General features: G+C 72.9%; 12 protein-coding genes. 6 read left to right on the top strand and 6 right to left on the bottom strand.

The window, feature by feature from the left end; genetic code table 11:
• Positions 1–32: 32 nt before the first annotated feature.
• The 3 genes from LNW73_RS24620 to mraZ form a co-directional block, all read right to left on the bottom strand.
• Positions 33–524: an FtsB family cell division protein gene (locus tag LNW73_RS24620; protein ID WP_250991415.1), complete on the bottom strand. Its 492-nt coding sequence runs from the start codon at positions 522–524 to the stop codon at positions 33–35.
• Complete coding sequence (gene rsmH / locus LNW73_RS24615) at positions 521–1,450, bottom strand: 16S rRNA (cytosine(1402)-N(4))-methyltransferase RsmH (protein ID WP_250993026.1); 930 nt, start codon at positions 1,448–1,450, stop codon at positions 521–523. Before rsmH ends, LNW73_RS24620 begins: the two co-directional genes overlap by 4 nt.
• A gap of 316 nt (positions 1,451–1,766) precedes the next feature.
• The gene (mraZ, locus tag LNW73_RS24610; protein WP_138356148.1) at positions 1,767–2,198 is read right to left on the bottom strand and encodes a division/cell wall cluster transcriptional repressor MraZ; all 432 of its coding nucleotides are present in this window, start codon (positions 2,196–2,198) and stop codon (positions 1,767–1,769) included.
• 295 nt (positions 2,199–2,493) lie between these two features.
• Between mraZ and LNW73_RS24605 the strand changes: the two genes are divergently transcribed.
• The 4 genes from LNW73_RS24605 to LNW73_RS24590 all read left to right on the top strand — a co-directional run bounded on the left by LNW73_RS24605 (position 2,494) and on the right by LNW73_RS24590 (position 8,030).
• Entirely contained in the window at positions 2,494–3,045 is a 552-nt protein-coding gene (locus tag LNW73_RS24605) for a beta-class carbonic anhydrase (RefSeq protein WP_250991414.1), read from the top strand.
• Positions 3,046–3,193: 148 nt separating this feature from the next.
• Complete coding sequence (locus LNW73_RS24600) at positions 3,194–4,240, top strand: AAA family ATPase (protein WP_250991413.1); 1,047 nt, start codon at positions 3,194–3,196, stop codon at positions 4,238–4,240.
• The gene (locus LNW73_RS24595) at positions 4,192–5,628 is read left to right on the top strand and encodes a DUF58 domain-containing protein (protein ID WP_374118179.1); all 1,437 of its coding nucleotides are present in this window, start codon (positions 4,192–4,194) and stop codon (positions 5,626–5,628) included. The genes LNW73_RS24600 and LNW73_RS24595 overlap by 49 nt, the downstream gene beginning before the upstream one ends.
• Positions 5,625–8,030 (top strand): transglutaminase family protein, encoded by a 2,406-nt coding sequence (locus LNW73_RS24590; protein WP_250991411.1) that lies wholly within the window; start codon positions 5,625–5,627, stop codon positions 8,028–8,030. The genes LNW73_RS24595 and LNW73_RS24590 overlap by 4 nt, the downstream gene beginning before the upstream one ends.
• 106 nt (positions 8,031–8,136) lie before the next feature.
• Here LNW73_RS24590 and LNW73_RS24585 read toward each other — a convergent pair whose 3' ends face one another.
• From LNW73_RS24585 to LNW73_RS24575, 3 genes are all read right to left on the bottom strand, one after another.
• On the bottom strand, positions 8,137–8,526 hold the full coding sequence (locus tag LNW73_RS24585; protein ID WP_250975438.1) for a DUF3040 domain-containing protein: 390 nt from the start codon (positions 8,524–8,526) through the stop codon (positions 8,137–8,139).
• A gap of 212 nt (positions 8,527–8,738) precedes the next feature.
• A complete protein-coding gene (locus tag LNW73_RS24580; protein ID WP_250991410.1) occupies positions 8,739–9,461 on the bottom strand; it encodes a class I SAM-dependent methyltransferase in 723 nt (240 codons plus the stop codon).
• 129 nt (positions 9,462–9,590) lie between these two features.
• Positions 9,591–10,103: an SAV_6107 family HEPN domain-containing protein gene (locus tag LNW73_RS24575; protein ID WP_250975439.1), complete on the bottom strand. Its 513-nt coding sequence runs from the start codon at positions 10,101–10,103 to the stop codon at positions 9,591–9,593.
• 176 nt (positions 10,104–10,279) lie between these two features.
• On the opposite strand from LNW73_RS24575, the gene LNW73_RS24570 reads away from it, so the two are divergent.
• A complete protein-coding gene (locus LNW73_RS24570) occupies positions 10,280–11,035 on the top strand; it encodes an ATP-binding cassette domain-containing protein (RefSeq protein WP_250991409.1) in 756 nt (251 codons plus the stop codon).
• The gene (locus tag LNW73_RS36060; protein ID WP_285391577.1) at positions 11,007–13,124 is read left to right on the top strand and encodes a YhgE/Pip domain-containing protein; all 2,118 of its coding nucleotides are present in this window, start codon (positions 11,007–11,009) and stop codon (positions 13,122–13,124) included. Before LNW73_RS24570 ends, LNW73_RS36060 begins: the two co-directional genes overlap by 29 nt.

Raw genomic sequence — 13,124 nt, 5'->3', positions numbered from 1 at the left:
CGGTGCGCAGGATGCGGGGACTGGTCACGAGGTCACCTGCCCGTGGTCTGGGAAGTCTGGGAGCCGTGGGGGGTCCGCGGGGACCCGCCACCGGACGGCTTCGTGGTGGAGGTGCCGTTCGTGGAGGTGCCGTTCGTGGTGGGGGCGTTCGTCGTGGGGGCCGCGGTCGGCGGCGCCTGGGTGCGGACGGGTGCCGCGGTCGGCGCGGCCTCGGCCTCGGTGGGATCGCCGCGCACCGTGCCGTCCGGGTTCAGGAAGGCGGGGTTGCCGCCGGGCACCATGCCCAGTTCGCGGGCGCGGCGGTCGAGCGCGTCGGGCGCCTTGTACCGGTCCACGTCCTGCTGGAGCGCCTGCTCCTCGTCGGTGTACGTGGTGGTGTCCCTCTGCAGCCGGTTCAGCTCGAAGGAGTCCTGGTTCACGGCCCCGTTCAGCAGAAGCAGCGAGATGAGGCCGCCGGCCAGCAGCGCCACCACCAGCAGCACGAACGGCGCGCGGGCCGCCGTGGCCGACCGGGCCGCCCTCACAGGGCCTCCTCGCGGATCCGTTCCGCGCCGCGCAGCCGGGCCGGGGCGGCGCGCTTGTTCTCCGCGATCTCCTCCTCGGTCGGCAGTTCCGCGCCGCGGGTGAGCAGCTTCAGCCGGGGCTGGTACTGCTCGGGCACCACGGGCAGGCCGGGCGGCGCGGTGTTGGCCGCGCCCGCCGCGAACGCCTGCTTGACGATGCGGTCCTCCAGCGACTGGTACGACAGCACGGCGATCCGGCCGCCGACCGCGAGGGCGCCGATCGCCGCGGGGATCGCGCCCTCGACCGCCGCGAGCTCGGCGTTGACCTCGATGCGCAGCGCCTGGAAGGTGCGCTTGGCGGGGTTGCCGCCGGTGCGCTTGGCCGCCTGCGGGAGCACCTCGCGGATGAGGTCGACCAGCCGCGCGCTGTTGGTGAACGGTTCCTTCACCCGCTGCTTGACGACCGCGTCGACGATCTTGCGGGCGTACTTCTCCTCGCCGTAGGTGCGCAGGATCCGCACCAGGTCGCCCGGCGGATAGGTGTTGAGCACCTCGGCGGCACTGATGCCGGTCGTCTGGTCCATCCGCATGTCGAGCGGGGCGTCCTGCGCGTAGGCGAAGCCGCGGTCCGCCTCGTCCAGCTGCATGGACGAGACGCCGAGGTCGAACAGCACGCCCTGGACCCTGGGGATGCCGAGCCGGGCGAGGACGTCCGCCAGCTCGTCGTAGACCGCGTGCACCAGCGTGGCCCGGTCGCCGAACGGCGCCAGGCGCTCGGCGGAGAGCTTGAGCGCGGCGGGGTCGCGGTCGATGGCGACCAGCCGGGCCGACGGGAACGTGGTCAGCAGCGCCTCGCTGTGGCCGCCGAGTCCCAGCGTCGCGTCCACGACCACGGCGCCCGGTTCGGCCAGCGCGGGAGCCAGCAGGTCCAGGCAGCGGCGCAGCATCACCGGCACGTGCTTCGCGGGGGCGGCCCCGGCGGGCTCAGCATCCCCCGTGGTGGCGGCGGGCTCGGTGGTGGGGTCCGCGGGGGCGCCATGCGGCTCGGACTGCGGGGCGGGGACGGCGCTCATGGGGCCCTTCTCGGTTCTTCGACTGCTTCGACTGCGACTTCTTCGACTGCTTCGACATATGGCCTGGTCCCCGCCCGCTCGGGAGGGAAGTGGCCCTCTGGCGCCGGGGAAGTAGTGCCAGTGGAGCCGGAGAGCGGGAGGAGGCCGAGCCATACGTACACCGTGGTGACGCCGCGAGGAGGGGCCGGGGTCACAGTAATCCGGTCGGAACCTCCTCGGACAGGGCCGAAAAGGTGTCTTCCTGCGCCGCCAGGTAGCGGTCCCAGGCCTGGGCGGACCACACCTCGACCCGGGTGTTGGCGCCGATGACCGCACAGTCGCGGTCCAGCCCGGCGTACTCCCGCAGCGGCTGCGGGACGGTGATCCGGCCCTGCTTGTCGGGCACCTCGTCGGTGGCTCCGGCGAACAGCACCCGCATGTAGTCCCTCGCGGGCTTGGACGTCAGGGGCGCCCGGCGCAGTTCCTCGGTGACGGCCTGGAATCCGCGCAGCGGCCATACGTACAGGCAGCGCTCCTGGCCCTTGGTGATCACCAGGCCCTGGGCGAGCTGCTCCCGGAACTTCGCGGGCAGGACGAGGCGGCTCTTGTCGTCGAGTCGCGGCGCGTACGTTCCGAGGAACACCACACCTCCCGCAGCCGGGCCCCGCCGGGGCCCTGTCGGTATCCGGACGGGATCCCCGTCCGGGAACCGGGACCCCTGTCAAGAACGGGACCTGCCCCTACCTGCGGCGGGACCCCATTTCGCGCCACTTTACTCCACTAAGCCCCACGGTCAACGCACGCCACGGCCCGCGCGCCTCACCCCCAGGGGTGAGGGCCCCGACGCCTGTGGGTTACCTCACACAGCGGGCAATTGACCGACTTTTTCCCGCCCCTACAGCAGGTGGGACCGGTCCGCGCCCTCTAACGTCATTCACATGTCGATATCCGCAGCGCAGCCATCCGGACCCGGCTCCGAGCCCATCACCGAGCCCGCCTCCGTCATCGACCGGCTCGTGGGTGCCAACGAGCGCTACGCCGTCGCCTTCCACGACCCCGGCATGGACGCCCGGCCGGTCCTGGGCGTCGCCGTCGTCGCGTGCATGGACGCCCGCCTCGACCTGCACGCAGCACTCGGCCTCGACCTCGGTGACTGCCACACCATCCGCAACGCGGGCGGTGTCGTCACCGATGACACCATCCGCTCGCTGACCATCAGCCAGCGGGCTCTCGGCACCCGCTCGGTGGTCCTGATCCACCACACCGGCTGCGGCCTGCAGAGCATCACCGAGGACTTCAGGACCGAGCTGGAGCACGAGGTCGGCCAGCGTCCGACCTGGTCGGTCGAGGCGTTCACCGACATCGACCAGGACGTACGCCAGTCGATGGCGCGGGTGCGAACGTCCCCGTTCCTGGCGTACACGGACGATGTACGCGGTTTTGTGTTCGACGTCCACACCGGTCTGATGCGGGAAATCACGGCCAAGTAACGGCAGGCGAGTGACGCGGGGCGCTGTTCAAGGGAACAATGCATCGTGCGGCACCCCCTCGCCCGTCAGGGGCGCGTGGTGCACCGCATTCGGGGAGGGGCCGGTCCGTGGTTGGCCGCGCCCCAATGAACAGGCCGAGGAGAACCGGGTGACGACCTATGACGCGCGAGCCAGCCTCAGCGATCTGACCACGACGGCGGAGCGGGTGCGCCGGTCGGTGGAGAACGTGATCGAGGGCAAGCCCGAGGTCGTACGGCTTTCGCTGACCGTGATGCTGGCCGAGGGGCACCTCCTGATCGAGGATGTGCCGGGGGTCGGGAAGACGATGCTGGCCAAGGCGCTCGCGCGGTCCATCGACTGCTCGGTGCGGCGGATCCAGTTCACGCCCGACCTGCTGCCCTCCGACATCACCGGAGTGAGCGTCTTCGACCAGCAGCGGCGGGACTTCGAGTTCAAGCCGGGGGCGATCTTCGCGCAGATCGTGGTGGGGGACGAGATCAACCGGGCCTCGCCGAAGACCCAGTCGGCGCTGCTGGAGTCGATGGAGGAGCGGCAGGTCACCGTCGACGGCACCACGTACGAGCTGCCCAACCCGTTCATGGTCATCGCCACCCAGAACCCGGTGGAGATGGAGGGCACCTATCCGCTGCCCGAGGCGCAGCGCGACCGCTTCATGGCCCGGGTGTCGATCGGCTACCCGAGCCCGGAGGCCGAACTGCAGATGCTCGACGTGCACGGCGGTACGCCGCCGCTGGACGATCTGCAGCCGGTGGCGCACGCCCACGAGATCGTGAAGCTGATCGAAGCGGTGCGGACGGTGCATGTGTCGGACCCCGTGCGGCGCTACGCCGTCGCCCTGGTCGGTGCCACCCGCCACCACCCCGACCTGCGGCTCGGCGCCTCGCCGCGCGCGACCCTGCACCTGGTGCGGGCGGCCCGCGCCTCGGCGGCGCTGGACGGCCGGGACTTCGTCCTGCCGGACGACGTGCAGACGCTCGCCCCCGCGGTCCTGGCGCACCGGCTGCTGCCGACCGCGCAGGCCCAGCTGAACCGGCGGACGCCCGAGCAGGTCGTCGCGGAGATCCTGCAGCGCACGCCCGTCCCGGACCCGTCCGCCTCCCCGGCCACGGCGGCGTCCGCACAGCAATGGCGTCAGGCGCAGAGCGCCCAGCCGCCCGGCGTCCGGGGCTTGTGATGTCCGCCGACCCGCAGGCCGCGGGAGGTTTCCGTACGGCGCTGTCGGGGCTGACCACGCGCGGACGGTCCTTCTTCGCGGCCGGGGTCGCGGCGGCCGTCTGCGCGTATGTGCTGGGGCAGCCGGACCTGCTGCGGGTCGGGCTGCTGCTGGCGGTGCTGCCGCTGGTCTGCGTCGCGGTCCTGTACCGCACCCGCTACCGGGTGGCGGGCAGCCGGCGGCTCGCGCCGTCGCGGGTGCCCGCGATGTCCGAGGCGCGGGTGCACCTGCGGGTCGACAACGTCTCGCGCATCCCCACCGGGCTGCTGATGCTGCAGGACCGGGTGCCGTACGTGCTCGGGCCGCGGCCGCGCTTCGTGCTGGACCGGGTGGAGCCGGGCGGTCACCGCGAGGTGTCCTACCGGGTCCGCTCCGACCTGCGCGGACGCTATCCGCTGGGGCCGCTGCAGCTGCGGCTGACGGACCCCTTCGGCATGTGCGAGCTGACCCGGTCGTTCAGCGCGTTCGACACCCTGACCGTGGTGCCCCGGGTGGAGCCGCTGCCCGCGGTCCGGCTCGCGGGCGAGGCCTCCGGCTACGGCGACAGCCGCACCCGCTCGCTGTCGCTGGCCGGCGAGGACGACGCGATCCCGCGCGGCTACCGGCACGGCGACGACCTGCGGCGGGTGCACTGGCGCTCCACCGCGAAGTACGGCGAGCTGATGGTGCGCCGCGAGGAGCAGCCGCACAAGGCGCGCTGCACCGTGCTGGTGGACACCCGGCGGCTCGCCTTCTACGGCGCGGGACCCGACTCCGCCTTCGAATGGGCGGTGTCCGGAGCGGCCTCGGTCTCGACGCACATGCTGGAGCGCGGCTACTCGGTGCGGCTGCTGACCGACACCGGCAGCAGCGTCCCGGGTCCCGAGGGCGGCTTCGGCGGCGACTCCTCCGACACCGCCGGAGTGCTGCTCGACACCCTCGCGGTGGTCGAGCACTCGGACGGCGGCGGCTTCTCCCGGGCCCACGACGTGCTGCGGGTCGGCAGCGAGGGGCTGCTGGTGGCCTTCCTCGGGGACCTCGACGAGGAGCAGGCGACGATCGTGGGACGGATGCGCCAGCGGGCCGGCGGCGCGGTGGCGTTCGTCCTGGACAGTTCGGCATGGGCGTCCCGCGACGCCGTGGACCCGTACCCCGACACACCGCCGCCCGGAGCCGGCCCCGCCGCCTCCGGCGCCGACGGCGAGGACGGTCCGGGCACGGCTGCGGACGCCGGTGCCCGGCGGGCCGTACGGATGCTGCGCGAGGCCGGCTGGACGGTCCTGCCGGTGCCGCCGGGCGAGGGACTGCCCTCGCTGTGGCAGCTGGCGGACCGGTACCGCTCGCGTGAAGAGGCGGGAGCGAGCTCATGAGCGGACGCGCACGGCTGACGGTCTGCGCCGCGGCGGCGTCGATCATGGCGGCCTGCTCCCTGCTGCCGCTGGCCACCCCGACCGGCTGGATCCTCCAGGCGGCCTTCCTCGTCACGCTCCAGTCCTGCGTCGGCGCGCTGGCCCGGCGGGTACCGCTGGCCAGGCCGCTGACCGTCCTGGCACAGGCCCTGGTCAGCCTGCTGATACTGACCATGATGTTCGTCTCGAAGCAGGCCGTGGGCGGCATCCTGCCCGGCCCCAAGGCGTTCGTTGGGCTCGGCGACCGGCTCAGCGACGGCCTGCGGGACGTCAGCCAGTTCGCCATCCCCGCGCCGGTGACCCCCGGCATCCGGCTGCTGCTGGTCGCCGGTGTGCTGGTGATCGCGCTGGCCGTGGACGCGCTGGCGGTGACGTACGGCAGCGCCGCCCCGGCCGGGCTGCCGCTGCTCGCGCTGTACTCCGTCGCCTCCGGTCTCGCGGGCAGCGGCAGCCGCTGGCTGTGGTTCCTGATCGCGGCGGCCGGCTATCTGCTGCTGCTCCTCGCCGAGGGCCGGGACCGGCTGTCGCGCTGGGGCCGGGTCTTCGGCGGCGGCCCGCCGTCCACCGGCTGGGCGGGCGCTTCGGGGACCCGGTCCGAGGGCTCGGTCGTGGCACCGGTCCGCACCGGCCGCCGGATCGGGGCGATGGCCCTGGGCATCGCGCTGATCGCCCCCGCCGTGCTGCCCTCGCTGGGCAGCGGGCTGCTCGACCCGGCGGGCACCGGCACGGGCCCCGGCTTCGGCGGTGCCAACTCCTCGTCGGTCAACCCGGTGGTGGCGCTGCAGGACAGCCTCAACCAGCCGACCAACCGCGAGGTCCTGACGTATCGCACGAACGCGCCCAGCACGACGGACATGTATCTGCGCATCGTCGCGCTCGACAAGTTCGACGGCACGCAGTGGCGTTCCTCGGAACGCCCGGTGACCGCGATCCCCGAGGTGTTCCCGGCGCCGGCCGGGCTGGGCCCCGAGGTGAAGACCACCGAGGTCGTCACCTCGGTCGCCGCCGACGGTGACTACGCGCAGAGCTGGCTGCCGCTCCCCTATCCCGTCGAGAAGCTGACGGTCGACGGCCGCTGGCGGTTCGACCAGGAGGGGCGCACGGTCGTCGGCGATCGCAAGCAGACGACCAAGGGCGTGAAGTACAAGGTCAAAAGCCTGCTGGTGCAGCCGACGGCGGCGCAGCTGGCCACGGCACCCGATCCAGCGGCCGCGTTCAAGCAGGAGTACACCCAGATCCCGGACACCCTGCCGGAGGTGGTGAGCAGGACCGCGCTGGAGGTGACGCGCGGTGCGGCGAACCCGTATGAGCAGGCCGTGGCCCTGCAGAAGTACTTCCACTCCGGGGACTTCCGGTACAGCACGCAGGTCCGGTCGGGCACCGGGGTCGACGCGATCGCCAACTTCCTCCGGGACAAGCAGGGGTTCTGCGTCCACTTCGCCTTCACCATGGCGGCGATGGCCCGCACCCTGCACATCCCGGCCCGGGTCGCGGTCGGCTTCGCGCCGGGCAACGGGCCGCGGTCCGACGGCAGCGTGTCGGTGGGACTGCAGGACGCGCACGCCTGGCCCGAGCTGTACTTCGAGGGCGTCGGCTGGACCCGTTTCGAGCCCACGCCGTCGCGCGGCACCGCCCCCAGCTACACGGTGGACCAGCCGACGAGCCCCGGCGGCGGTCCGGTCGTCCCGGAGCCCGGCAAATCGGCGGCGCCGAGCGTCGGCGCCTCGGCCTCGGCGAGCTGCTCGGTCAAGGACAAGGCGCTGGGCGACTGCACCCCGGTCGGCCAGGACACGGGCAGCGGACCGACCGACACCGGGATCAGCGCCGGCCGGCTGGCGGGCATCGCCCTGCTGGCGCTGGTGGTGCTCGGAGTGCCCCTGCTGCCGCTGCTGTGGCGCCGCCGTGAGCGGTCCCGGCGGCTCGGCGGCGGCCACGGCCTGGCGGAGGGCGCCAGGACGCTCGCGGCCTGGCGGGAGCTCGTCGACACCGCGTGGGACTACGGGATCCTGCCCGACGACTCCGAGACACCGCGCCGGGCCACCGCCCGGCTGGTGCGGGAGGGTGAGCTCGACGAGGCGGCGGCGCGGGCCGCCGGCCAGGTCGCGGCCGCCGTGGAGCAGGTGCTGTACTCGCCCAGGCCGCGGCCGGTGGCCGGGCTGGCGGCGGATGTGCACCAGGTACGGGCCGGGCTGCACCGGACGGCAGGGCGGCGTGGACGGCTGCGCGCGGTTCTCCTGCCGCGTTCGGCCGCACGGGTGATCTGGCGGCTGTCGGAGCAGTGGTCGGTGCTGACGCGGCGCTGGTCCGCGGCCGTCCGGCGGGCCGCCGACGCGGTCCGGCGCCCTTCACGGCAGGCGTCCTAGAGCGGGGCATGACGAGGGGCGCGGAACCGGTTTCCGGTTCCGCGCCCCTCGTCGTACGTCGGAAAACTGTTGAGAACCCTCTGCCTGGGCGGCGGCCGGGCAGGCCCTAGCTGTCCTGCCCGTCCCTGCGGCGCTGCCAGCGTTCTTCGATCCGGTCCATGACCTTGCCCCTGCGACGGGGGTGGCCTCGGCCGGTGGTTGCGGCGGGCTGCTGCTCACCGGGTTTGCCGGCCTTCCGCCAGCCCGTGACCGCGAGCACGGCACAAGCCAGCATGACGAGGAAACCGACCACACTGATCCAGGGCTGCTGCTTGATCATTCCAGCCATCAGCAGCGCGATACCCACCAGGAAGCCCGCTACCGCTTGGTAGACGCGCCGCCGGGTATAGGTGCGCAGCCCGCTTCCCTCAAGCGCCGACGCGAACTTGGGATCTTCGGCGTACAGCGCTCGCTCCATCTGCTCGAGCATGCGCTGCTCGTGCTCCGAGAGCGGCACGGAGTCCTCCTACTCGTCGGTCGCGGGGGCGACCGGTCCGACCCTTATTCAAGGATAGGCAGGGATTCGCCCCCGTGAAACCCGCCCCACTACGCCAATCCGACGGGGGCTTCATTCCCCGTCCGCCGTTACGTCATGCCAGCATACGGTCCTGAACGGCTGACCGGGCGGCCTGTGACCGACTACTCCTGGTGCTGTGGCCGGTGGCCGGGTCAGCCGCGGTCGGCGAGCACGTGCAGTTGAGTGGCGATCGAGTGGAACGCGGGCTGCTCCGCGGCGGCCAGTTCCAGCTTGAGCAGCGCTTCCAGGGCGCCCGGCTCGGTGTCCACCAGCACTCCCGGGACCAGGTCGGCGAAGACCCGGACGCCGTGCACCGCGCCGACCCGCAGGCCCGCGTCGGAGACCAGGTGGGTGAGCTGCTCGGCGGTGAAGCGGCGCGGGAGCGAGTCCCCGTCGCCCCAGCGGCCGTCCGGGTCCCCTATGGCGTGCTGGGCCTCGGTGAAGTGGCCGGCGATGGCACGGGCCAGCACGGCGCCGCCGCGGCCGGCCGCCAGCAGGCTCAGGGTCCCGGCCGGGCGGAGCGCGCCGACGGCGTTGCGCACGCCCTCGCCCGGGTCGTCGACGTACTCCAGGACGCCGTGGCACAGCACGACGTCATAGCTGCCGGGCTCGACGACGTCGAGCAGGCCGTGGGTGTCGCCCTGGACGCCGCGGACCCGGTCGGTCACCCCGGCCTCGGCGGCCCGGCGCTCCAGCGCGAAGAGCGCGTCCGGGCTCGGGTCCACGACGGTGACCCGGTGGCCGAGGCGCGCCACGGGCACCGCGAAGTTTCCGGTGCCGCCCCCGGTGTCGAGCACGTCCAGCGGCTCTTCGGCGTCGCGGCCGCCTGCCTTGGCCTGCCGCTCCAGTGCGTCGCGCAGGACCTCCCAGACCACAGCGGTACGAAGGGACGCTCGGGGCGGATCGGATCCACCACTCCTTCACGGGACATGGCGGGCGGCTCCTCGCGGACGACAGGCTTGAACGAGCGCCCCCACTCTATCCGTGCGGTACCCGGCGGCCGGTCAATTGGCCTTCTGCTGCGGCAGGGCCGGAGGCAGGTTCGGGGGCCGGGTCGGGGGCAGGCCGTCGCGCAGTTCCGCGGGCAGGGTGGGCTGGAGCACCAGCATCCGTTCCACCAGGCGCAGGAACATCCCGGCGGCGCGCAGCAGATCGTCCGCGTCCCGCCAAGTGGCGGCGCCTTCTATGCCGGCTTCTGCGCGGGCCCGGCGGCGGGCGCCGTACTCGAACATGGCGCTCCATTCGCTGAGCTCCGGCGCGACTTCGGGCAGCACCTCCCAGGCGCTGCGTATCCGCTGTCGCCGTCTGGGGCCCGGCTCGGGACGGCCCCGCACGGCCAGCACCGCCGCCGCGGTCCGCAGGGCGGCGAGGTGGGCGGTGGCGTAGCGCTCGTTGGGGGTTTCCAGGACGGCCGCCTCGTCGAGTCCGAGGTGGGCCTGGGTGAGCAGGTCGAGCGCGGCGGGCGGAGCCGCCGCACGGCGCAGCACGGGATGGATGTCGCTTACGTGAGCAGCCATGACGAGCCTCCTGTCTTCGTACGACACATAGTGGGGCACACCACTGACAATCGGCCCTGACCTGCGGATATGCCCTTAGCACAGGTGTTCGGCACCCCCCACGGCGGGCCCCTCCCCGCGATGCTGCATACTTATCTTTTGTACTGACCAGTCAGTTCAAAAGAGGAGAGTGACTCGTGATCACCGCGGAGGGGTACGGGCTGCGCGGCCCGCGTGGGCGGGTGTTCGGGGATGTGTCGTTCAGCGCGCCCGCCGGCACGCTGATCGCCGTCGAGGGCCCGTCGGGCACCGGCCGCACCTGCCTGATGCTGGCGCTCACCGGACGCATGAAGGCCACCGAAGGGCACGCGGAGGTCCACGGACACCCGCTCCCCCGGCGCATGCCCGCCGTGCGCCGGATCAGTGCTCTCGGTCCCGTCGACGGCATCTCCGCCCTCGAACCGGCCCTCACCGTCGCCGAGCACCTGCGCGAGAGGGTGCTGCTGCAGCGCAGGTTCGCCTCCCGCGCCGCGCGCGACCGCGCCGATGTGGCGGCGGCTCTGAAGGCCGCGGGACTCGAGCTGGACTCGCTGGTCAAGGGCGAGCGGACGGCCGTACGCGATCTGGAACGGCTGGAGGCACTGCGGCTGGGCGTCGCCCTCGCACTGCTGCCGCGGCCGCGGGTGCTGGGGATCGACGACGTCGACCACAAGCTCGGCGACACCGACCGCGAGCTGGCCTGGTCGATGCTGCGCTCGGTGGCCGACGCGGGCACCACCGTCCTCGGCGTCTGCACCAGGGCGCCGGAGGACGCGCTGGTGGTCCCCACCCGGGCCGCCGGCACCGCCGCGCAGGGCACCACCGCCGACGCGACCGCCGACCTGACCGCCGATGCGACCGAAGAGACCGAAGAGGGGGCCGTCGATGCGTACACCGAAGCTCGCCGCGCTTGAGCTGAAGAAGTTCGGCCGGGGCCGGCTGCCGAGGGCGGCCATGGCCGCCCTCCTGCTGCTGCCGCTGCTCTACGGCGCCCTGTACCTGTGGTCCTTCTGGGACCCGTACGGGCGGCTCGACAAGATCCCCGTCGCCCTGGTGAACGCCGACCGCGGCGCGACCGCCGGCGGCAAGAAGATCGCGGCGGGCGACGAACTCGCCGCCAAGCTGCACGACACGGCCACCTTCGACTGGCAGGAGACGGACTCCGCCGACGCCACGAAGGGCCTGGAGAACGGCTCGTACTACCTGACGCTCACCATCCCCGCCGACTTCAGCGAGCGGATCGCGTCCAGCTCGGGCAGCCACCCGGAGACCGGCGCCCTGCAGGTGCGCACCAACGACTCCAACAACTACATCGTCGGACAGATCTCCCGCAGTGTGTTCTCGCAGGTCAGGGCCGCCACCTCGGCCGGCGCCTCGCGCGGCTTCTACGACCGGATCTTCGTGTCGTTCGCCGATCTGCACGACAAGACGCAGCAGGCCGCCCAGGGCGCGTCCGACGTGGCCGGCGGCGCCGGCAGCGCCGAGCAGGGCTCCAAGGAGCTCGGCTCCGGCATCCGCAAGGCCGAGCAGGGCGCGGGCCGGCTCGCCGCGGGTCTCAAGGACGCCAGGAAGGGCAGCGGTGAGCTGGCCACCGGTCTCACCACGCTCGACTCCGGCGCGGGCCAGGTCGCGTCCGGTACCCAGCGGCTCGTGGACGCGGTGAACGGCGCCTCCGACAAGATCGCGTTCGTGAAGGCCCACACCCGGGAGATCGGCGAGGCCTCCCGGATCGTCGCCGAGGGATCGCAGGCGATCAAGGACCATCTGGACACGATCGCCGCGCTGGCGCCGGACGCCGCCAAGGCGTCCAGGACCGCCGCCGACCTCGTACGGCAGCAGTACACGAAGCAGTGCGCCGCGACCCCCGCCACCGGCGACTGCGTCGCGCTGAAGCGCGCCGCCGACAAGACCGCCGAGGGCGCGACGCTGGCCGAGCGCCTCAACGCGCAGGTCGGCAGTCCCGCGTCGTTCGACCAGCTCGCCACCGACCTGGGCAAGCTGCACGACTACGCCCAGGAACTCGCCGCCGCCGCGCCGCATCTGTCCTCGGACATCAACGGCGCCGTGAAGGACATCGGCCGGCTCAACACCGGGGCCCACCAGGTCGCCTCCGGCGCCCACACGGCGGCCGGCGGCGCCCACACCCTCGACAAGGGCATCGGCACCCTCTCCCAGGGCGCCGACACCCTCAGCGGCGGCATGTACCAGCTCGCCACCGGCAGCAACCGGCTCACCACCGGTCTGACGCAGCTCACCACCGGCAGCGGGCAGCTCGCCACCGGTCTGCACGAGGGCGTCGACAAGATCCCGGACTACGACGCCCAGGAGCGCGACGCGCGCACCGCGGTGATGGCCGACCCCGTACAGCTCGCCTCGCAGTCCCTGCACCAGGCGTCCAACTACGGGGAGGGGCTCGCCCCGTACTTCATCCCGCTCTCCCTGTGGGTCGGCGCGATGGTCGGCTACATGCTCTTCCAGCCGATGAACCGCCGGGCGCTCGCCGCCGGGGCCGCGTCCTGGCGGATAGCGCTGGCCGGCTGGCTGCCGGTGGCCGCGGTCGGGGTGGCACAGGTGCTGGCGCTGATGTCGGTGCTGCACTGGGTGGTCGGGCTGCAGATGGCCCGCGCCGCCGGCACGATCGGCTTCCTGCTGCTGGCCGCGGCCTGCTTCGCCGCCATCATCCAGTTCCTGGGCGCCCGGTTCGGCCCGGCGGGACGGGTGCTCACCCTGGCGATGCTGATGCTGCAGCTGACCTCGGCGGGCGGCACCTATCCGGTGCAGACCAGCCCCGGCTTCTTCGGTGCCATCCACCCGTTCCTGCCCATGAGCTACGTCGTCGAGGGGCTCCGCCACCTGATCACCGGCGGCGACCTCTGGCCGGTCTGGCGGGCCTGCCTGGTGCTCCTGGCCTTCACCGGCGCCGCGCTGGCGCTCACCACCCTGACGGCCCGCGCCAAGCAGGTGTGGACCGTGGACCGGCTGCACCCGGAGCTGACCCTGTGA

Origin of the sequence: Streptomyces sp. RKAG337 (assembly GCF_023701715.1) — a bacterium.
Classification (GTDB): Bacteria; Actinomycetota; Actinomycetes; order Streptomycetales; family Streptomycetaceae; genus Actinacidiphila.
The sequence above is the reverse complement of the archived record's forward strand: the minus strand, read 5'-3'. Positions and strand labels throughout refer to the sequence as shown.

Bases quoted from the DNA above. Each gene is read 5' to 3' on its own strand.
- LNW73_RS24605 (WP_250991414.1), top strand. From the start codon at position 2,494: ATGTCGATATCCGCAGCGCAGCCATCCGGACCCGGCTCCGAGCCCATC.
- rsmH (WP_250993026.1), bottom strand. From the start codon at position 1,450: ATGCTGCGCCGCTGCCTGGACCTGCTGGCTCCCGCGCTGGCCGAACCG.
- LNW73_RS24575 (WP_250975439.1), bottom strand. From the start codon at position 10,103: ATGGCTGCTCACGTAAGCGACATCCATCCCGTGCTGCGCCGTGCGGCG.
- LNW73_RS36060 (WP_285391577.1), top strand. From the start codon at position 11,007: ATGCGTACACCGAAGCTCGCCGCGCTTGAGCTGAAGAAGTTCGGCCGG.
- LNW73_RS24595 (WP_374118179.1), top strand. From the start codon at position 4,192: ATGGCGTCAGGCGCAGAGCGCCCAGCCGCCCGGCGTCCGGGGCTTGTG.
- LNW73_RS24590 (WP_250991411.1), top strand. From the start codon at position 5,625: ATGAGCGGACGCGCACGGCTGACGGTCTGCGCCGCGGCGGCGTCGATC.